20 protein-coding genes are annotated in these 19,950 nt (G+C 58.7%); all 20 read left to right on the top strand.

What is annotated here, in order from left to right:
• Positions 1 to 9 precede the first annotated feature (9 nt).
• Positions 10 to 1,302, top strand: a complete 1,293-nt coding sequence (locus tag QMK51_RS20520; RefSeq protein WP_320391458.1) for a motility associated factor glycosyltransferase family protein — start codon at positions 10 to 12, stop codon at positions 1,300 to 1,302.
• Positions 1,299 to 1,568: a hypothetical protein gene (locus tag QMK51_RS20515; RefSeq protein ID WP_320391456.1), complete on the top strand. Its 270-nt coding sequence runs from the start codon at positions 1,299 to 1,301 to the stop codon at positions 1,566 to 1,568. The genes QMK51_RS20520 and QMK51_RS20515 overlap by 4 nt, the downstream gene beginning before the upstream one ends.
• Before the next feature lie 242 nt (positions 1,569 to 1,810).
• Complete coding sequence (locus QMK51_RS20510) at positions 1,811 to 2,662, top strand: flagellin domain-containing protein (RefSeq protein WP_320391454.1); 852 nt, start codon at positions 1,811 to 1,813, stop codon at positions 2,660 to 2,662.
• Positions 2,663 to 2,735: 73 nt separating this feature from the next.
• Positions 2,736 to 3,086 (top strand): flagellar protein FlaG, encoded by a 351-nt coding sequence (locus tag QMK51_RS20505; RefSeq protein WP_320391452.1) that lies wholly within the window; start codon positions 2,736 to 2,738, stop codon positions 3,084 to 3,086.
• Between the two features lie 82 nt (positions 3,087 to 3,168).
• Entirely contained in the window at positions 3,169 to 4,596 is a 1,428-nt protein-coding gene (gene fliD / locus QMK51_RS20500; RefSeq protein ID WP_320391450.1) for a flagellar filament capping protein FliD, read from the top strand.
• Positions 4,597 to 4,727: 131 nt separating this feature from the next.
• Positions 4,728 to 5,123 carry a flagellar export chaperone FliS gene (fliS, locus tag QMK51_RS20495; RefSeq protein ID WP_320391448.1) on the top strand — a complete coding sequence of 132 codons (396 nt, stop codon included), beginning with the start codon at positions 4,728 to 4,730 and terminating at the stop codon, positions 5,121 to 5,123.
• Positions 5,124 to 5,133: 10 nt separating this feature from the next.
• Positions 5,134 to 5,430 (top strand): flagellar protein FliT, encoded by a 297-nt coding sequence (locus QMK51_RS20490; protein WP_320391446.1) that lies wholly within the window; start codon positions 5,134 to 5,136, stop codon positions 5,428 to 5,430.
• 172 nt (positions 5,431 to 5,602) lie between these two features.
• Positions 5,603 to 7,078 carry a sigma-54 dependent transcriptional regulator gene (locus QMK51_RS20485; RefSeq protein ID WP_258696962.1) on the top strand — a complete coding sequence of 492 codons (1,476 nt, stop codon included), beginning with the start codon at positions 5,603 to 5,605 and terminating at the stop codon, positions 7,076 to 7,078.
• Between the two features lie 128 nt (positions 7,079 to 7,206).
• On the top strand, positions 7,207 to 8,412 hold the full coding sequence (locus QMK51_RS20480; RefSeq protein ID WP_320394544.1) for a sensor histidine kinase: 1,206 nt from the start codon (positions 7,207 to 7,209) through the stop codon (positions 8,410 to 8,412).
• Between the two features lie 5 nt (positions 8,413 to 8,417).
• Positions 8,418 to 9,803, top strand: a complete 1,386-nt coding sequence (gene fleR / locus QMK51_RS20475; RefSeq protein WP_320391443.1) for a sigma-54-dependent response regulator transcription factor FleR — start codon at positions 8,418 to 8,420, stop codon at positions 9,801 to 9,803.
• Between the two features lie 276 nt (positions 9,804 to 10,079).
• Positions 10,080 to 10,409: a flagellar hook-basal body complex protein FliE gene (fliE, locus tag QMK51_RS20470; RefSeq protein WP_258696960.1), complete on the top strand. Its 330-nt coding sequence runs from the start codon at positions 10,080 to 10,082 to the stop codon at positions 10,407 to 10,409.
• A 15-nt stretch (positions 10,410 to 10,424) separates the two neighbouring features.
• A complete protein-coding gene (fliF, locus tag QMK51_RS20465; RefSeq protein ID WP_320391441.1) occupies positions 10,425 to 12,212 on the top strand; it encodes a flagellar basal-body MS-ring/collar protein FliF in 1,788 nt (595 codons plus the stop codon).
• Positions 12,205 to 13,224, top strand: a complete 1,020-nt coding sequence (gene fliG / locus QMK51_RS20460) for a flagellar motor switch protein FliG (RefSeq protein WP_003184041.1) — start codon at positions 12,205 to 12,207, stop codon at positions 13,222 to 13,224. Before fliF ends, fliG begins: the two co-directional genes overlap by 8 nt.
• Before the next feature lie 7 nt (positions 13,225 to 13,231).
• Positions 13,232 to 14,041 carry a flagellar assembly protein FliH gene (gene fliH, locus QMK51_RS20455; RefSeq protein WP_320391439.1) on the top strand — a complete coding sequence of 270 codons (810 nt, stop codon included), beginning with the start codon at positions 13,232 to 13,234 and terminating at the stop codon, positions 14,039 to 14,041.
• Entirely contained in the window at positions 14,031 to 15,389 is a 1,359-nt protein-coding gene (fliI, locus tag QMK51_RS20450) for a flagellar protein export ATPase FliI (RefSeq protein ID WP_320391437.1), read from the top strand. The genes fliH and fliI overlap by 11 nt, the downstream gene beginning before the upstream one ends.
• Before the next feature lie 6 nt (positions 15,390 to 15,395).
• On the top strand, positions 15,396 to 15,845 hold the full coding sequence (fliJ, locus tag QMK51_RS20445) for a flagellar export protein FliJ (RefSeq protein ID WP_320391435.1): 450 nt from the start codon (positions 15,396 to 15,398) through the stop codon (positions 15,843 to 15,845).
• A gap of 166 nt (positions 15,846 to 16,011) precedes the next feature.
• Complete coding sequence (locus QMK51_RS20440; protein WP_320391433.1) at positions 16,012 to 16,317, top strand: STAS domain-containing protein; 306 nt, start codon at positions 16,012 to 16,014, stop codon at positions 16,315 to 16,317.
• A gap of 5 nt (positions 16,318 to 16,322) precedes the next feature.
• The gene (locus QMK51_RS20435; RefSeq protein ID WP_320391431.1) at positions 16,323 to 18,026 is read left to right on the top strand and encodes a fused response regulator/phosphatase; all 1,704 of its coding nucleotides are present in this window, start codon (positions 16,323 to 16,325) and stop codon (positions 18,024 to 18,026) included.
• A gap of 31 nt (positions 18,027 to 18,057) precedes the next feature.
• Complete coding sequence (locus QMK51_RS20430) at positions 18,058 to 18,405, top strand: Hpt domain-containing protein (protein WP_258696954.1); 348 nt, start codon at positions 18,058 to 18,060, stop codon at positions 18,403 to 18,405.
• A 105-nt stretch (positions 18,406 to 18,510) separates the two neighbouring features.
• Positions 18,511 to 19,878, top strand: coding sequence for a flagellar hook-length control protein FliK (locus QMK51_RS20425; protein ID WP_320391428.1), 1,368 nt, complete (start codon positions 18,511 to 18,513; stop codon positions 19,876 to 19,878).
• Positions 19,879 to 19,950: the final 72 nt, after the last annotated feature.

Below are 19,950 nucleotides of genomic sequence, written 5' to 3'. Positions count from 1 at the left end.
CGAGGCGCCATGAGCGAGTTTTTTCAACCCAACGCCGAACTCATCCAGCGTCGCTGGCCGGCCGTGGCTAAGCGTCTGCTGACTGAAGATCCGGGACCATTGCAGGCCGATCTGGTGGAAGGGCTCGGCTCGACCCTGAGCATCAACGGCATCCAGCTGACCAGTCGCCATGACCGTACCCGCGAAGCGCAGCTTCAGGCCGCAAGCCTGCCGGTCGACAGTCCGGTGTTGCACGTTTACGGCACGGGGCTGGGGGATCTGCAACTGGAGCTGCTGCAGCGTTCGGAACTGACTCGGCTGCATGTACATATCCTCAACGGCACGGTGTTTGCGCTGGTGTTGCAATTGCTCGACCAGCAGCCGTGGCTCGGCGATTCGCGGGTCGAGTTGCACTACGCCGGTGATTTGGCTGAAATTTGTTTGCCGTTCTTTGCCCTGCCTTCAGAGTTGGTGCTGGCCGATGACTTCAATGCGAAGATCCGTGACCGTTTGATCAGCGAAATTCAGCTGACCTTCAATAATCGTGAGTTCGACCCCGACGATTCGGAGATTGTCGGGCGGCTGGCGGCCAGCCTTGAACTGGTAAAGGCGGATCTTGATGTTGCCGAACTCTTCGCCACAGTGTCTGGCCGCGAGGTTTTTGTCATTGCCACCGGACCAAGTCTGGAGCAGCACTTCGAGCGGTTACGAGCGATTGCTGAACAGGCGCCGCGGCCACTGTTCATCTGCGTCGATACCGCCTTCAGGCCGTTGCTGGAGCATGGTATCCGGCCGAACGTCGTGGTCAGCATCGACCAACGGATCACCACTCGGCATTTACCGCCTGAAGGCTCGCAAGGGATCAGTCTGGTCTACATGCCGATGATCGATCCCGTAGTGCTGCAGGCCTGGCAGGGTTCGCGGTACGTGGGGTATTCCGTCAGCCCGGTCTACGAACGAATCTGCCAACAAGTGCCCAAGGCACGGCTGCATGCAGGTGGCAGTGTGATTCACCCGGCAGTGGACCTGGCCGTAAAAATGGGTGCCAGTCAGGTCACCCTGTTCGGTGCTGACTTTGCTTTTCCTGCCAACAAAACCCACGCGGGCTGGAAGGACGGCGATCTGGGGCCTCAGTTGGCAGTGGCTAAGCATTGGGTGCTGGATGGATATGGCCAGAGGGTGAAGACTCAACTGAATTTTCGCAGCTATTTGTGTGAGCTTGAGCGTTACCTGGCAAGGCACCCCGAGGTGCACTTTTTCAATACCAGTCGGGCAGGAGCAATGATTTCCGGCGCGGCATTTCATCCGGAGTTCACGCAATGACCGGGCTTGAATCTTTGCTTGATTGTTCCAGTCAGTGTGCTGGTTTGTTCCGTTTGGGGCGAGACGTCGAGGCTGCACTGCTGATGGTCGATTTTTTCGATGAGCTTCAGTTGTCGATTGTCAGTGCCGAGCCAGTATTGCAAAAGGAATGGGCTTACTTGTTGGCACAGATGCTGGATTGCCAGGAGGCCCAGAATTGGTTGGGACTGGCTGACTGCCTGGAGTACGAGTTGGTTGGGTTGATCGAAGCCGTGATGGCTGGTTGAGACGGATTACCTGTCAATTGTCATCGTCGTTGATCGTTGGCATTTATCTGACGTCATTTTTCTTGCTTGCACTGCCTCCAAGCCCTTGTTTTATGGGGGATGGCAGTGTGATGGCAAAAATTTTGAAAAATCCCCTAAAGCAACCTGCGATCCCGACGATAACTATTACGAAGGTTCTCTAGGCCACACCCGGCGGTTGCCAGGGCCGGAAGCCGCAGTACCCAACCAACGAGGAATTCGTCATGGCTTTAACAGTAAACACTAACGTTACGTCGTTGAACGTTCAAAAGAACCTGAACAACGCCGCGAGCGCTTTGTCCACCTCGATGACTCGCCTGTCTTCCGGCCTGAAAATCAACAGCGCCAAAGACGACGCGGCCGGCATGCAGATCGCTACTCGCATGAGCTCGCAGATTCGTGGTCAGACCATGGCGATCAAAAACGCCAACGACGGTATCTCGATCGCCCAGACCGCTGAAGGCGCTCTGCAAGAACACGTAAACACCCTGCAGCGTATGCGTGAGCTGGCTGTTCAGGCACGAAACGATACAAACAGCACTGCTGACCGTATCGCTTCGAACAAAGAGTTCGCCGCACTGTCGGACGAACTGACTCGTAGCGCCACCAGCACCAACCAAAACGGCCTGAAACTGACCGACGGTAGCGCAAGCGTACTGGAATTCCAGGTTGGTGCTGCTACCGGTGCTGACCAGCACATCAGCCTGAACCTGACTCAGAGCTTCGCTGCAAGCTCCCTGTCGGTTGCTTCGACTACCACCGTAATTTCGGGTGTTGACAACGCTACTGCTCACACCAAAATCGACGGCGCAATCAGCGCAATCGACGCTGCTCTGGCAACTGTGAACGCCACTCGTGCCGATCTGGGTGCTGCTCAGAACCGTATGTCCAGCTCGATCGCGAACTTGACCAACATCAACGAGAACACCACTGCCGCTCTGGGTCGTATCCAGGATACCGACTTCGCAGCAGAAACTGCTCAGTTGACCAAGCAGCAAACCCTGCAACAAGCTTCCACCGCAGTTCTGGCCCAGGCCAACCAACTGCCGTCCGCTGTACTGAAGCTGCTTCAGTAATAGTCGGGTGAGTTTTAGCGAGGGAGTGCGCTAGTCGTGCTCTCTCGCTTTTTTACTTTAAGAGGTGATGGACATGGATATGAGCGTGAAGCTGAACTTGTCTTATCCTGCTCATAAAACGGCAGCTGGTACCGCCGAAAACGTGGTGCAGAAACCTCAGGCTGACAGTGTTACAGCTGTGGCTGAGAGTAAGGACTCCGATCAGGAAAAGTTGAAAGTGGCCGTGCAGCAGATCGAGAAATTTGTGCAGTCGGTTCGCCGTAATCTTGAATTTTCCATCGATGAAACTTCAGGTCAGGTCGTTGTAAAAGTGATTGCCAGTGAATCGGGCGAGGTGGTTCGTCAGATCCCCTCCGAGGAGGCCTTGAAGTTGGCAAACAGTCTGAAAGATGCGAGTAGTCTGCTGTTTAGCGCTAAGGCCTGACAGTTGGCATGAAATGTGTCTCAGCGCTCTTCGGGGCGTTTAGTGGTCAAAAGACTGGCGACACACAAACAGGGAGACGAACATGGCAAGTCCAATTCTACCGGGTACAGGTCTGGGTTCCGGCCTGAATGTGAGCTCGATCGTCAAGGCACTGGTCAGCGCTGATACCGAAGCCAAGCAGAATCAGGTGACGGCCCAGACCAAGGCCAATAGTCTGAAAATCTCGGGCACCGGTACGTTGAAAAGTGCGTTGGCGGCCTATCAGGCAGCCATGAACAAGCTCAACGTTAAAACCACTCCATCCTTTTCCGGTTTTGCCGCGACCTCGTCCGACACTAAAGTGTTGACGACAACTTCCGATAACACTGCGGTCAACGGTAACTATGTCATTGCCGTTACGAGTCTGGCCACCAGTTCAAAAGTTGCCAGTGCTGCCTTTGCTGGCGGTGCGACCAGTGCCATTCCGACTGGTACTTTGAAAGTCAGTCAAAATGGCACTGATTACGACGTCGATGTACCTGCGGGCTCGACGTTGCAGTCGGTGCGTGATGCAATCAATACCAAGCTGCAGTCCAGCGGCATCAGTGCGAACATTGTTACCGACGCCAATGGTTCGCGTCTGGTATTGGGGTCGACGACCACTGGCGCCGGTTCTGATATTTCCGTCAGTGGTATTGCCGGCCTGGAAATCGATGGCACGACGGCGCTGGTAGGCGCTGGTGCGGGCGCTATCAGTGCTCCGGCTGCCGATGCCGTTTTCACTGTCGATGGCTTGAGCATGACCAGCAAGACCAACACCGTCACCGGTGCAGTCAGTGGTCTGAGTTTCACTCTATTGGCGGGAGCGTCGGGCGGTGTTCCGGCGCAATCGACAATCACAGTTGCAACTAATACCGACGGCCTGAAAACCAGTGTTCAGTCCTTCGTCGATGCGTACAACACGCTGATTAAAACAGTAAACTCCTTGACTCAGGCCACTGCCGACAGCGATGGCAAGCTGACGGTTGCCGCGGCATTTACCGGTGATGCGATGCCGCGCCAGATGCTGGCGGTGATGCGTAACGAGTTGGTAGCGCCCGGTGCGAGTAGCAAGTTGACCGTTCTTTCTCAGTTGGGGGTCCAGACTGCGAAGGACGGTACGTTGTCGTTCGACAGCACCAAGTTCAATTCGGCAATGACTGACAAAAAGTTGGGGGGCGAGGTTCAAACGTTCTTCACGGGTACAACTGCCAATGATGGTGCTGATGGTTTGTTCTCGCGTATGGAAGCGGCGCTGAAGCCTTATACCGCTTCGGGTACCGGTATCCTGGATACCCGTGTCAATAGCTTGAACCTTCAAGCAAAAAGCCTGGCGAGCCAGCAGGACGACGTGACTCGTCGGGTAGCAACGTTGACAGACGTCTTGACCAAGAAATACAACGCCATGGATGTATTGGTCGGGCAGCTAAAGGCTACAGCGAGCAACATTACGTCGATGTTCGACGCGATAAACGCGCAGAACAAGTCGTAATTCCTCACTGAATGCCAAAAGCCCGGCAGTACTTTTCAGTACTCCGGGCTTTGTGCGTTGAGGCTAAAGTTTTTTGACGCTGTGTCGATACAATATTTATAGAAAACCATTGAGTTGTGACGAGGTACAGCATGAACCCGATGTTAGCTCTTCGGCAGTATCAGAAGATCGGCGCCCAGGCTCAGACTTCCGAAGCGAGTCCTCACCGCCTGGTGCAAATGTTGATGGAGGGTGGTCTGGATAGAATTGCGCAGGCCAAGGGCGCGATGTCGCGCAACGATGTAGCCAGTAAAGGCGTGTTCATCAGCAAGGCTATCGGCATTGTCGGTGGCTTGCGTGAAGGCCTGGATCTTGAGAAATCGATTGAGTCGGTGGGTGAGCTCGACAATCTTTATCTCTACATGACCAAGCGTTTGGCTGAAGCCAATATCAAGAATGATCCAAAAATCCTCGACGAAGTTTCCGATTTGCTTCGTACGGTGAAAGACGGTTGGGATGCTATCGGCGCACCTGCTCCCCAGTTTTAAGGAGATCACCATGAGTCTTGTATTGCAGCGAATCGAACAAGCCCGGGACGCCCTGGTTGAGGCATTGGCCGAGCGCAACTGGGAGGCCATTGGTGAGTTGGACCTGGCTTGCCGTTCCTGCATGGAAGACGTTTTGAGTGAAGCTTCGGTGGACGAGGCCGCGTTGCGCGACAACCTTGAGGAGTTGCTGGGGGTGTATAAACAGCTTCTGGCGGCGGCGACGGGTGAGCGGCAGGCAATAGTCGACGAGATGTCGCAGATCCACCAAGCACAGAGCGCGGCAAAGGTTTACCATCTGTTTGGTTAATTAACCCTCAGTTAATCCAAACATAGTGCGCCATAAATTTGACTGTGCACGTTTTTTTGACTTAACTAGTGGCTGGTTCCAGATTTCAGGCGTCTACAGGCACACTGTGTCTGCAAGCGTCTAGCTTGCCCCTCATTTTGGGCATTGAGTTGACTAGGGAAGTTGCTATTGCATGTGGCGTGAAACCAAAATTCTGCTGATTGATGACGATAGCGTCCGCCGCCGCGATTTGGCGGTGATTTTAAATTTTCTTGGCGAAGAAAATTTACCCTGTGGCAGCCATGACTGGCAGCAGGCTGTCGGCTCTTTGTCATCAAGTCGTGAAGTAATCTGTGTCCTCATCGGGACGGTCAATGCTCCTGGTGCACTCATGGGCTTGTTAAAGACACTCTCAACCTGGGATGAGTTCCTTCCAGTTTTGTTAATGGGCGATAATTCTTCCATTGACTTGCCGGAAGACCAGCGTCGCCGAGTGCTTTCGACCCTCGAAATGCCACCCAGCTACAGCAAATTGCTCGACTCGCTGCATCGTGCCCAGGTCTATCGCGAGATGTATGACCAGGCCCGTGAGCGCGGTCGTCACCGTGAACCCAATCTTTTCCGCAGCCTTGTCGGCACCAGCCGGGCGATTCAACACGTCCGTCAGATGATGCAGCAAGTCGCCGACACCGACGCCAGTGTGCTGATTCTCGGTGAGTCCGGGACCGGCAAGGAAGTGGTCGCGCGTAACTTGCACTATCACTCCAAGCGTCGTGACGCGCCGTTCGTTCCGGTCAATTGCGGGGCGATCCCGGCCGAGTTGCTGGAAAGCGAATTGTTCGGTCACGAGAAGGGCGCCTTCACCGGGGCGATCACCAGTCGTGCCGGGCGTTTCGAGCTGGCCAACGGCGGTACCCTGTTCCTCGATGAGATCGGCGACATGCCGCTGCCGATGCAGGTCAAGCTGCTGCGTGTCTTGCAGGAGCGCACCTTCGAGCGTGTGGGCAGCAACAAGACTCAAAGCGTCGATGTGCGGATCATCGCGGCGACTCACAAGAATCTCGAAAGCATGATCGAGATCGGCACCTTCCGCGAAGACCTCTACTATCGCCTGAACGTGTTCCCGATCGAGATGGCGCCGTTGCGCGAGCGCGTCGAAGACATCCCGTTGCTGATGAACGAGTTGATCTCGCGCATGGAGCACGAGAAGCGCGGTTCGATCCGTTTCAACTCGGCTGCGATCATGTCGCTGTGCCGTCACGGCTGGCCGGGCAACGTTCGCGAGCTGGCCAACCTGGTGGAGCGCATGGCGATCATGCACCCGTACGGAGTGATCGGCGTGGTCGAGTTGCCGAAGAAATTCCGCTACGTCGACGACGAAGACGAGCAGCTGGTCGACAGCCTGCGCAGCGATCTCGAAGAGCGGGTGGCCATCAATGGTCATACCCCGGATTTCACCGCCAACGCCCTGCTGCCGCCGGAAGGTCTGGACCTGAAGGACTACCTCGGCGGTCTGGAGCAGGGGTTGATTCAGCAGGCGCTGGATGATGCCAATGGCATTGTGGCGCGGGCGGCCGAACGGCTGCGCATTCGTCGCACGACCCTGGTGGAGAAGATGCGCAAGTACGGCATGAGCCGTCGTGACGGTGATGAACAGGCGGATGATTGACGCCTGTTTTTCAACCCCTTCATTTATAGGCGGTTTTTTTTAGGCACGGGTATTGCTACATCCCTCGCAACGTTCCGTTTAACTGACGGTCAACCACGCGAGAGAGCACGATGCCCCAAGCCGCCCAGATGTCTCCTGTCCCTGATGCTTCGGGGCAACCGTCGTCCGTAGAGCAGGCAAGCCGGCTTGGCCTTGAGCAGGCGTTTGCGCTGTTCAATCAGATGTCGAGCCAATTGACCGATTCCTACAGCATGCTTGAAGCCCGGGTCACCGAGCTCAAGGGCGAGCTGGCGGTGGTCAGCGCTCAGCGCATGCAGGAACTGGCGGAAAAAGAACGTCTGGCCAACCGTCTGCAAAACCTCCTCGATCTATTGCCCGGTGGCGTCATTGTCATCGATGCCCAAGGGATCGTGCGCGAAACCAATCCCGCCGCGCGTGAACTGCTCGGTCTGCCCCTTGAGGGTGAGTTGTGGCGCAAGGTGATTGCTCGATGCTTTGCGCCCCGCGAAGACGACGGTCACGAAATCTCTCTCAAGGACGGTCGGCGTCTGTCGATCGCTACCCGCTCGCTGGATGCCGAACCCGGTCAGTTGGTGTTGCTCAACGACCTGACTGAAACCCGTCATCTGCAAGATCAACTGGCTCGCCACGAGCGCCTGTCGTCTCTCGGTCGCATGGTTGCGTCGTTGGCTCATCAGATTCGCACGCCGTTGTCCGCCGCGTTGCTCTACGCCAGTCATTTGACTGAGCAGGAGTTGCCGGTCGCCACGCAGCAGCGTTTTGCGGGCCGTCTGAAAGAGCGTCTGCATGAGCTTGAACACCAGGTTCGCGACATGCTGGTGTTTGCTCGCGGCGAGCTGCCGTTGACCGATCGGGTGACGCCCAAGCTGTTGATGCAGGCGCTGCAAGCGGCCGCACTGACCCATGTTCAGGATCTGCCGATTCGCTGGCAGTGCGACAGCCATGCCGGTGAGTTGCTGTGCAATCGCGACACGTTGGTCGGGGCGATCCTCAATCTGATCGAGAACGCCATTCAGGCCAGTGTCGGCGGCGTCCGTTTGAAGGTTCACCTGTATACCCGCGGCAACAACCTGCACCTGTGCGTCAGCGACAGCGGCAGCGGTATCGACGGGGTGGTGCTGGCGCGTTTGGGCGAGCCGTTTTTTACCACCAAAACCACCGGTACCGGCCTGGGGCTTACCGTGGTCAAGGCGGTGGCCCGTGCTCATCATGGAGAACTGCAGTTGCGCTCGCGGCCGGGGCGTGGCACTTGCGCGCAGGTGATCCTGCCGCTTTTTTCCAGTGGGCAGCCCAGCGTTCAAGGAATGGAATGAAGGCCATGGCAATCAAGGTTTTACTGGTCGAGGATGACCGTGCACTTCGGGAGGCATTGGCCGATACGCTATTGCTCGCCGGGCACGAATACATCGCTGTCGGTTCGGCGGAAGAGGCGCTGACTGTGGTCGGCGCCGAGGCGTTCAATCTGGTAGTCAGTGACGTCAACATGCCGGGCATGGACGGTCATCAACTGCTCGGATTGCTGCGGGCTCGTCAGCCGCAATTGCCGGTGTTGCTCATGACGGCGCATGGCGCTGTCGATCGAGCGGTCGATGCGATGCGTCAAGGCGCGGCGGATTATCTGGTCAAACCGTTCGAGCCCAAAGCCTTGCTCGATCTGGTGGCGCGTCACGCGCTGGGCAATCTCGGCGCGACCGAGAGTGAAGGGCCCGTGGCGTTCGAGCCGGCCAGTGCGCAATTGCTGGAATTGGCCGCGCGCGTGGCGCGCAGTGACTCCACGGTATTGATCTCCGGTGAGTCGGGGACCGGTAAGGAAGTGTTGGCGCGTTACATCCATCAGCACTCCCATCGTGCCAGTCAGCCGTTCATTGCGATCAACTGTGCAGCGATCCCGGACAACATGCTTGAAGCCACTTTGTTCGGTCACGAGAAGGGTTCGTTCACCGGCGCCATCGCGGCGCAGGCCGGTAAGTTCGAGCAGGCTGATGGCGGGACGATCCTGCTCGACGAAATTTCCGAAATGCCCCTCGGCCTTCAGGCCAAGTTGCTGCGCGTATTGCAGGAGCGTGAGGTCGAGCGAGTCGGCGCCCGCAAGCCAATCACACTGGACATTCGAGTGGTTGCCACCACCAACCGCGACCTGGCTGCTGAAGTGGCGGCGGGGCGTTTTCGCGAAGACCTTTACTATCGCCTGTCGGTGTTCCCGCTGGCCTGGCGTCCGCTGCGCGAGCGCACCGCCGATATCCTGCCGCTGGCCGAGCGCCTGTTGGTCAAACACGTCAATAAAATGAAGCATGCCGCGGCGAGGCTGTCGCCTGAGGCGCAGGCGTGTCTGATCGGCTATCAGTGGCCGGGTAATGTAAGAGAGCTGGACAACGCGATCCAGCGTGCCTTGATTCTGCAGCAGGGCGGTTTGATCCAGCCGCAGGATTTCTGTCTCGCCGGGCCCGTGGCGTGTGCGCCGCTGCCGACGTTGGCGGCGACGCCAGCGCGTGTTGTAGAAGTCGAAGCGGAATCGGCGGGGGCGCTGGGCGATGACCTGCGGCGTCGTGAATTCCAGATGATCATCGACACCTTGCGCTCCGAGCGTGGCCGTCGCAAGGAAGCCGCCGAGCGATTGGGCATCAGCCCGCGCACCTTGCGCTACAAGCTGGCGCAAATGCGCGACGCCGGAATGGACGTGGAAGCGTACTTGTTCGCCACCTGAAAGTTGACGCAAGCACACCGATCTAAATGTGGGAGCGAGCCTGCTCGCGAAGGCGGTGTAACAGATACATAAATGTTGACTGACACTCCCTCTTCGCGAGCAGGCTCGCTCCCACAATGGTTTTGCGCTGATTCACGGTTAAGGCAAAGCTCGGAAGCTTTTGTTTAGAGCGGCCACGGAGCTGGCACCCTTGTTGCTAACACCTCACTACCCGCCGAGTGAGTGTCAAAAAAATTGCGGGTAGCCAAAGACGTAGCTTCGTCAAAGAGAGAAACCATGAGCCAAGGTATTGAATTCAATCGGTTGATGCTAGACATGCGCTCCATGCAAATGGATGCGATGTCTGCGCCGAAATCGACTGCCGCAGTCCCTGAAATGGGTGGCAGCAGCTTTTCCGACATGCTCGGTCAGGCCGTCAATAAAGTGAACGACACCCAGCAGGCGTCCAATCAGTTGGCCAGTGCCTTCGAGATTGGTAAAAGCGGCGTCGACCTGACGGACGTGATGATTTCCTCACAGAAGGCCAGCGTGTCTTTTCAGGCGCTGACCCAAGTGCGTAACAAGCTGGTTCAGGCTTACCAAGACATCATGCAGATGCCGGTTTAAGGACGAGATTGAGTCATGGCAGAAGCAGTCGTCGATAATGTTCCGGCCAAGGCCACTCCAATAGGCGGCAAACCGCCGCTGTTCGGGTTGTCCTTCCTGGAAAACCTCTCCGAGATGACCATGTTGCGTCAGGTGGGCCTGTTGGTCGGCCTGGCTGCGAGCGTGGCGATTGGTTTTGCCGTGGTGTTGTGGTCCCAGCAACCGGACTACCGGCCTCTGTACGGCAGCCTTGCCGGTATGGACGCCAAGCAGGTCATGGAAACCCTGGCCGCAGCTGATATTCCCTATACCGTTGAACCGAACTCCGGTGCCTTGCTGGTCAAGGCCGATGACCTGTCCCGTGCGCGGCTCAAGCTCGCGGCCGCTGGTGTCACTCCCAGCGACGGCAACATCGGTTTCGAGATCCTCGACAAGGACCAGGGGTTGGGCACCAGCCAGTTCATGGAAGCGACCCGTTATCGTCGCGGCCTCGAAGGCGAACTGGCCCGGACCATTTCCAGCCTGAACAACGTCAAGGGTGCCCGTGTGCACCTGGCGATTCCGAAAAGCTCGGTGTTCGTGCGTGATGAGCGCAAGCCCAGCGCTTCTGTTCTGGTTGAACTGTATTCCGGGCGCTCGCTGGAGCCAGGCCAGGTCGTCGCCATCATCAATCTGGTGGCGACCAGCGTTCCTGAACTGAGCAAATCGCAGATCACCGTAGTCGACCAGAAGGGCAACCTGCTGTCGGATCAGGCAGAAAACTCCGAACTGACCATGGCCGGCAAGCAATTCGATTACAGTCGTCGCATGGAAAGCATGCTCACCCAGCGTGTGCACAACATCCTGCAACCGGTGCTCGGCAACGACCGCTATAAAGCCGAAGTTTCCGCCGACGTGGATTTCAGCGCCGTCGAATCGACTTCCGAGCAGTTCAACCCGGACCAGCCGGCATTGCGCAGCGAGCAGTCGGTCAACGAACAGCGCACTGCCAGCAATGGCCCGCAAGGCGTGCCGGGTGCCCTGAGTAACCAGCCTCCTTCGCCAGCCTCGGCGCCGCAAACCACCGGTGGCGCCACCGCGTCGGCCGGTATGGTGCAGCCAGGCCAGCCATTGCTCGATGCCAACGGTCTGCAAATCATGGACCCGGCCACCGGCCAGCCGATGCTGGCGCCGTATCCGGCGGACAAGCGTCAACAATCCACCAAGAACTTCGAACTCGACCGTTCCATCAGCCATACCAAACAACAACAGGGCCGTTTGAATCGCCTGTCGGTGTCGGTGGTGGTGGATGATCAGGTCAAGGTCAACGCGGCCAACGGTGAAACCACTCGTGCGCCATGGAGCGCCGATGAATTGGCGCGCTTCACCCGGCTGGTGCAGGATGCGGTCGGTTTCGACGCCAGTCGTGGCGACAGCGTCAGTGTGATCAACATGCCGTTCTCCGCCGAGCGCGGTGAAGTGATTGCCGATATTCCGTTCTACTCCCAGCCGTGGTTCTGGGACATCGTCAAGCAAGTGCTGGGTGTGTTGTTCATCCTGGTGCTGGTGTTCGGTGTGCTGCGTCCGGTGCTCAACAACATCACCGGTGGCGGCAAAGACAAGCAACTGGCAGGCCTGGGCAGCGACATGGAGCTCGGTGGCGTGGGCGGTCTGGACGGCGAACTGGCCAACGACCGCGTCAGCCTCGGTGGCCCGACCAGCATTCTGCTGCCGAGCCCGAGCGAAGGCTATGACGCACAGTTGAACGCAATCAAGAGTCTGGTGGCAGAAGATCCGGGTCGCGTGGCCCAGGTCGTGAAAGAGTGGATTAACGCAGATGAGTGATAACCGAGCCGCTGTCGCCAAACTGTCCCGGGTTGATAAAGCCGCGATTCTGCTGCTGTCCCTGGGTTCTACAGACGCCGCGCAAGTGCTGCGCCACATGGGGCCCAAAGAGGTCCAGCGTGTGGGTGTGGCCATGGCCCAGATGGGTAACGTGCACCGCGAGCAGGTCGAACAGGTCATGAGCGAGTTCGTCGACATCGTCGGCGATCAGACCAGCCTGGGCGTCGGCTCCGATGACTACGTGCGCAAAATGCTCACCCAGGCCCTGGGCGAAGACAAGGCCAACGGCCTGATCGACCGGATCCTGCTGGGCGGCAACACCAGTGGCCTCGACAGCCTGAAGTGGATGGAGCCGCGTGCTGTTGCCGACGTGATCCGTTACGAGCACCCGCAGATCCAGGCGATCGTGGTGGCGTACCTCGACCCGGATCAGGCCGGTGAAGTGCTGGGCAACTTCGACCACAAAGTCCGGCTGGATATCATTCTGCGGGTGTCCTCGCTGAACACCGTGCAGCCGGCGGCCCTGAAAGAACTCAACCAGATTCTCGAGAAGCAGTTCTCCGGCAACTCGAATGCCTCGCGAACCACCCTGGGTGGCATCAAGCGCGCGGCCGACATCATGAACTTCCTCGACAGTTCGATCGAAGGTCAGCTGATGGACTCGATCCGCGAAGTCGACGAAGACCTGTCCGGTCAGATCGAAGACCTCATGTTCGTGTTCAACAACCTGTCCGATGTCGACGACCGTGGCATTCAGGCGCTGTTGCGCGAAGTGTCCTCGGACGTTCTGGTGCTGGCCCTCAAGGGGTCGGACGAAGGCGTCAAGGAAAAGATCTTCAAGAACATGTCCAAACGAGCGGCCGAACTGTTGCGCGACGACCTCGAGGCCAAAGGCCCGGTGCGCGTCAGCGACGTGGAAACCGCACAGAAAGAAATCCTCACCATTGCCCGCCGTATGGCCGAAGCCGGAGAAATCGTTCTCGGCGGGAAGGGCGGCGAAGAGATGATCTAAGGTCACTATGTCGTCCAAACATGATGAGTCCAATACCGACCTGATCCGTGCCAAGGATGTCGGTGGTTTCGACATCTGGTCGCTGCCCAGCTTCGACCCGTTCGTGCCGGAACCCGAGCCGGAGCCGGAACCCGAACCGCCGGAAATGGAAGAAGTGCCGCTGGAAGAAGTCCAGCCACTGACCCTTGAAGAGCTCGAAAGCATTCGCCAGGAGGCCTACAACGAGGGTTTCGCGGTTGGTGAAAAAGAAGGTTTCCACAGCACTACGCTCAAGGTCCGTCAGGAAGCCGATGTGGCCCTGGCGGCCAAGATCGCTGGCCTGGAACAATTGATGGTCAACCTGTTCGAGCCCATTGCCGAGCAGGACACCCAGATCGAAAAGTCCCTGGTCGACCTCGTGCAGCACATCACCAAACAAGTGATTCAGCGCGAACTGGCCTTAGACTCGACGCAGATCGAACACGTCATGCGCGAAGCGCTCAAGCTCTTGCCGCTGGGCGTAGGCAACGTGCGGTTGTACGTCAATCCGCAGGATTTCGCACAGGTCAAAGCCTTGCGCGAGCGCCATGAAGAAACCTGGCGCATCGTCGAGGACGAATCCCTGTTGCCGGGCGGTTGCCGGGTCGAGACGGAGCACAGCCGTATCGACGCCACCATCGAAACCCGTGTGACCCAGGTCATGGCCAAGCTGTTCGATCAATTGCACGATCAGGCGCTGCACCCGGCCGCGCCAGACCTGAGCCTGGAGCTGCCGACTGACGAAAAGCCAGCGGTTGCCCCGGTCGAGCCAGAACTGGACGATCCCGATGCGCCTTGATCGCACCAGCTTCGCCAAGCGCCTCGGTAGCTACGCCGAGGCCACCGAGCTGGCTGGCGCGCCAATCCTTGAAGGTCGCCTGCTGCGCATGGTCGGCCTGACCCTCGAAGCCGAAGGCTTGCGCGCCGCCATGGGCAGCCGCTGCATGGTCATCAACGATGACAGCTATCACCCGGTGCAGGTCGAAGCCGAGGTCATGGGCTTCTCTGGCAGCAAAGTTTTTCTGATGCCGGTCGGCAGCGTTGCCGGCATCGCCCCTGGGGCGCGCGTGGTTCCCCTGGCGGACAACGGTCGTTTGCCGATGGGCATGAGCATGCTCGGGCGGGTACTCGACGGTGCCGGTCGTGCGCTGGATGGCAAGGGCGGGATGAAGGCTGAAGACTGGGTGCCGATGGACGGCCCGACCATCAACCCGCTCAAGCGTGACCCGATCAGCCAACCGCTGGATGTCGGTATTCGTTGCATCAACGGTTTGTTGACGGTCGGTCGCGGTCAACGGCTCGGGTTGTTCGCCGGTACTGGCGTGGGCAAGAGTGTGCTGCTGGGCATGATGACCCGCTTCACCGAGGCCGACATCATCGTCGTCGGGCTGATCGGCGAACGGGGTCGTGAAGTTAAAGAGTTCATCGAGCACATCCTCGGTGAAGAAGGGCTCAAGCGTTCGGTGGTGGTGGCGTCGCCGGCGGACGATGCGCCGCTGATGCGTCTGCGCGCGGCCATGTACTGCACGCGTATCGCCGAGTATTTCCGCGACAAGGGCAAGAATGTCCTGTTGCTGATGGATTCCCTGACCCGTTTCGCCCAGGCCCAGCGGGAAATCGCCCTGGCTATCGGTGAACCGCCAGCGACCAAGGGCTATCCGCCGTCGGTGTTCGCCAAGTTGCCGAAACTGGTGGAGCGGGCCGGTAACGCCGAAAAGGGCGGCGGTTCGATCACCGCGTTCTACACCGTATTGTCCGAAGGCGACGACCAGCAGGACCCGATCGCCGACTCGGCGCGGGGCGTGCTCGACGGGCACATCGTGCTGTCCCGGCGTCTGGCCGAGGAAGGACATTACCCGGCCATCGATATCGAAGCGTCTATCAGCCGGGTCATGCCGTCGGTGGTCAGCCCAGAACACATGACTCGTGCGCAGATGTTCAAGCAGTACTGGTCGCGTTATCAGCAAAGTCGCGATTTGATCAGTGTCGGTGCCTACGTACCGGGCGGTGATCGTGAGACCGATACCGCCATCGCCCTGCAACCGGCCATGGTGACGTACTTGCGCCAGGGTTTGAACGACAACATCAGCATGGGCGCCAGCGAAGGCCATCTTGCGTCGGTCTTCGCGCCAGCGCCGGGCGGTTAATCGATCATGGCCCTGAGTCGCGCGGCACGCCTGGCGCCGGTGGTGGAAATGGCTGAGAAAGCCGAAAAAACCGCGGTCCAGCGCCTGGGGCACTTCCAGGGGCAGGTTCGTCTGGCGGAAAGCAAACTCGCCGACCTGGAAAAGTTCCGTCTCGAATATCAGGAGCAATGGATCGTGCGCGGCAGCAGTGGCGTTTCGGGCCAATGGTTGCTGGGTTATCAGGGCTTTCTCGCGCAATTGGGCACGGCCATCGACCAGCAGCGCCAGAGCCTGAACTGGCACCAAAACAACTTGAACAAGGCCCGGGAAGCCTGGCAGCAGGCGTTTGCCAGGGTCGAAGGCTTGCGCAAGCTGGTTCAGCGCTACATGGATGAGGCACAGCAACTGGAAGACAAGCGTGAGCAGAAGCTGCTGGATGAACTGTCCCAGCGGTTGCCGCGACAGGATCCGTATTGAGTGTCGGTTTTAAAAGATCGCAGCCTTCGGCAGCTCCAACAGGATCGGGTTTGCATACGGTCAATATAGGAGCTGCCGAAGGCTGCGATCTTTTGACCTTGCTCCTGCCCCCATCAGGTGCTAAACCTTCTACACGTACGTTCGCCAATGACAAGGAAGCCGTGAAATGTCAGTCGTTACAGAAGTATCTCCAGATGGGCAAAAGCTGACGATCTCGATCAAGGGGCGATTCGATTTCGGTCGACATCAGGAGTTTCGCGAGTCCTACGAAAAACTCAACAAGAAACCCGATTCCATTGTGGTGGACCTGAAGGAAGCCACGTATCTCGATAGCTCTGCTCTGGGCATGTTGCTCTTGCTGCGTGATCACGCCGGTGGCGACAGTTCCGATATTCGCGTCGTCAACAGCAGTTCCGATGTGAAGAAGATTCTCGCCATCTCCAACTTCGACAAGTTGTTCGACATCAGTTGAGCGTCATGCAGCCGCTCGAGCCGCTGACGATACTGATCGCCGAAGACAGCGCGGCCGATCGCCTGCTGCTGTCGACTATCGTCCGTCGTCAGGGCCATGAGGTGCTGACGGCTGCCAATGGTGCCGAAGCGGTCGAAGCGTTTCGCTCGCAGCGACCGCACCTGGTGCTGATGGACGCCATGATGCCGGTGATGGACGGCTTCGAGGCTGCGCAGCAGATCAAGGCACTGGCCGGGGAAACCCTGGTGCCGATCATCTTTCTGACGTCGTTGACCGAGAGCGAAGCCCTGGCCCGTTGTCTGGAGGCCGGGGGCGACGACTTTCTGGCAAAGCCTTACAACCAGGTGATCCTCGCCGCCAAGATCAAGGCGATGGACCGCTTGCGGCGTTTGCAGGCCACGGTGCTGGAGCAGCGAGACCTGATCGCCAGGCATCACGATTACCTGCTCAACGAACAGCGCGTGGCCAAAGCCGTGTTCGACAAGGTCGCCCACTCCGGTTGCCTGAGTGCGCCGAACATCCGTTACCTGCAATCACCCTATGCGCTGTTCAACGGCGATCTGTTGCTGGCTGCGTTCACCCCGGCCGGCGACATGCACGTGCTGCTCGGCGATTTTACGGGTCATGGTTTGCCGGCTGCCGTCGGCGCCATGCCGTTGGCCGAAGTCTTCTACGGCATGACGGCCAAGGGCTATGGCTTGTCCGAAACCCTGCGTGAAATGAACGTCAAACTCAAGCGCATCCTGCCCGTGGACATGTTCTGCTGTGCGGCCCTGCTGTGCCTGAGCTTTCAGCGAGGTTCGGTGGAGGTCTGGAACGGTGGGATGCCGGACGGTTACTTGCACAACACCGCCAGCGGCGAACGTATAGCGCTGACGGCACGGCACTTGCCGCTGGGGGTGCTGAGCCCGCAAGCCTTCGATGATCGCACCGAGGTGTTCCCGATGGCCGTCGGCGATCGGGTGTTCTTGCTGTCTGACGGGGTGATCGATACTTGCGATGCCAATGAACAGTTGTTTGGCGTAGAGCGATTGGAGCAGGTGTTTGCAGCCAATCGTCAGCCTGATGCGCTGTTCGAAGAAATCGAACAGGCCCTGCGGGACTTTCGCGGCGAGGCCCGGGATGACGTGAGCATGGTCGAGGTCCGCCTGCTGGAGGCGGCGAAATTGAGCCCGCCGACGCCCGTGTATTCCGACAGCGGCCAGTCCTCCCCGCTGGACTGGTCGGTGAGTTTCGAGTTCCGCGCCGCCACCCTCAAACGCTTCAATCCGCTGCCGTATCTGTTGCAACTGCTGCTTGAGGTCCATGGCCTGCGGGCTCAGAGTGGCACACTCTACAGTGTGCTGGCAGAGCTTTATTCCAACGCTCTGGAGCACGGCGTGCTGGGGCTGGATTCAAATCTGAAACGCGATGCGTCGGGGTTTGCGCGTTATTATCAGCAGCGCAACACACGCCTGGACGAATTGCGGGACGGCTATGTGCGGGTGCATTTGCAGGTGATGCCAAAAGGCGAGGGCGGTTGCCTGACGGTCCGGGTCGAAGACAGCGGCAAGGGCTTCGATGTGGCGCGGGTAATGGCGCGTCCCGTCGATGATGTCCGTCTGTCGGGACGCGGAATCAATTTGATCCGCCAGTTGAGTCAATATGCGAGCTGGTCCGATAATGGTCGAAGTGCTCGCGTGGAGTTTTTCTGGGAGGCTCTGGCATAATCCCAGGCGTTCTTGATCAAGGAGTGAACAAGTGGCTGACACACATCTGGATCGCGACGTGCTGAGCGCGTTGCAGGAAGTTATGGAGGACGGGTATCCAGAATTGCTCGATACCTTTCTCGCTGATTCCGAAGAGCGCTTAAGCCTGCTGCGAAAAGCTGACGATGCCGAGAAGTTGGGCGCCGCTGCGCACAGCTTCAAAGGCAGCAGCAGCAATATGGGCGCTACCCGACTGGCCGAGCTGTGTCATGAGCTGGAGCAGCGAGCCAAGCAAAAAAGCCTCGAAGGTATTGAAGCGCTGGTCGGAGAAATTGACGGCGAATTCGCCATTATCCGCCCGCTCTACGAAGCGGAGCGCCAGCGCTCCCTCGCTGAATAACGCAACCGTCCGACGCTTTTAGCGGCTAGCGAGCAAAGCTGGCTCGACCTTTGCAGTCAACTTACTCAACTGTACCTACGACCCCAGTGCAGCGGAGACCGTTTTATGCCCGTTACCCCCAACATTCTTCTTCAGGCCGCCGCTGCGGCCAAGACTCAAGCCGTGTCCGCCAATACACCGGCACTGACGGCTGAGCCCGGGGACAAGGCGTCCAGCTTCGCTCAGGTCTACGCCAATCAGGCCCAGAACAAGCCCTCGGTCGTGGCGGACGGATCGACTAAGCCTGTGCGCGACAAAACTACGGACAACGCCAGCAAAAAGGACGTGAACAACGACCAGTCTGCCGCCCCGGAACCGACGGTTGCCGATAGCGGCAAATCCTTGCCCGCCGATAAACCGGCGCAGACCGACGACAAGACAGCCAGCGATGACGCGCAGGATACTGCTGAGTCGTCGACGTCGGTGGCCGATACCGCGCCTGTTGATCCGTCCCTCGATCCTGCGTTGATGCAAGTTGTACAACCGGTGGTGCCAGCCCCTGTACCGGAAGCCCCGCCGGTTGTGGCGTCTGTGCAGCCACAAGTTGAAGCACCTGTCGCAGTCACCGTTACCTCAGTAGCGACGCAGGCTGTTGCGACCGCCGATTCTGATTTCGATCCCGAAGCCGATCCTCTCGATGCACTGCCAGCGGTACGCATGGCCATGGAACAGAGCGGGCACGTTTCGGCCGCCAGCCAGGCCCAGCCAAAAGCGGCTCCGACCCCGGCTCAAGCCGACGGCGAGCTGACTTCGGCACAGAACTTTGCCGCGGGCATGGCGAGCATGCTTGATGTGCAGACCGGTCAGGACAGCACCAGCCAGGGCGGCGAGAAGGCTTTCAGTGGCTTGATCGATGATGGTCTCAAGGACCTCAAGTCCGCCAGCAGCGATACCCGTGTCGATGACTTCGCCAACCGTCTGGCGGCGTTGACCCAGGCCGCAACGCCGAAGACGGCCAATGCATTGCCGGTGAACCAGCCGATCGCCATGCATCAGAGCGGTTGGACCGAAGAGGTGGTCAATCGGGTCATGTACCTGTCCAGCGCCAATCTCAAGGCGGCGGATATCCAGCTACAACCGGCCGAGCTGGGACGCCTCGATATTCGGGTGAACATGGTTCCGGATCAGCAGACCCAGGTGACCTTCATGAGCGCACATCCAAGCGTTCGCGAAGCACTCGACGGGCAAATGCATCGCCTGCGTGACATGTTCGCGCAGCAGGGCATGGGCCAGGTTGACGTCAACGTTTCCGATCAGTCCCGTGGCTGGCAAGGCCAGGGCCAGGAACAGGCTCAACAAGGGCAGGGTGGACGTACCCATTCCAGTGGCGGTCGCCTCGATTCCGTCGATGAAGAGCTTCCTGCGACGGTTGCTGAAGTAGCCGCCAACACCACCAGCGTGATCGGTTCCAGCGCGGTCGATTATTACGCCTGATCAAACGCCAACCCCTTGTGTGGGAGCGAGCCTGCTCGCGATGAGGCAGTAACATTCAACATTTGCGTTGAT

It is taken from the genome of Pseudomonas sp. P9_31, from assembly GCF_034008235.1.
In the GTDB taxonomy this organism is placed as follows: Bacteria; Pseudomonadota; Gammaproteobacteria; order Pseudomonadales; family Pseudomonadaceae; genus Aquipseudomonas.
The sequence above is the reverse complement of the archived record's forward strand: the minus strand, read 5'-3'. Positions and strand labels throughout refer to the sequence as shown.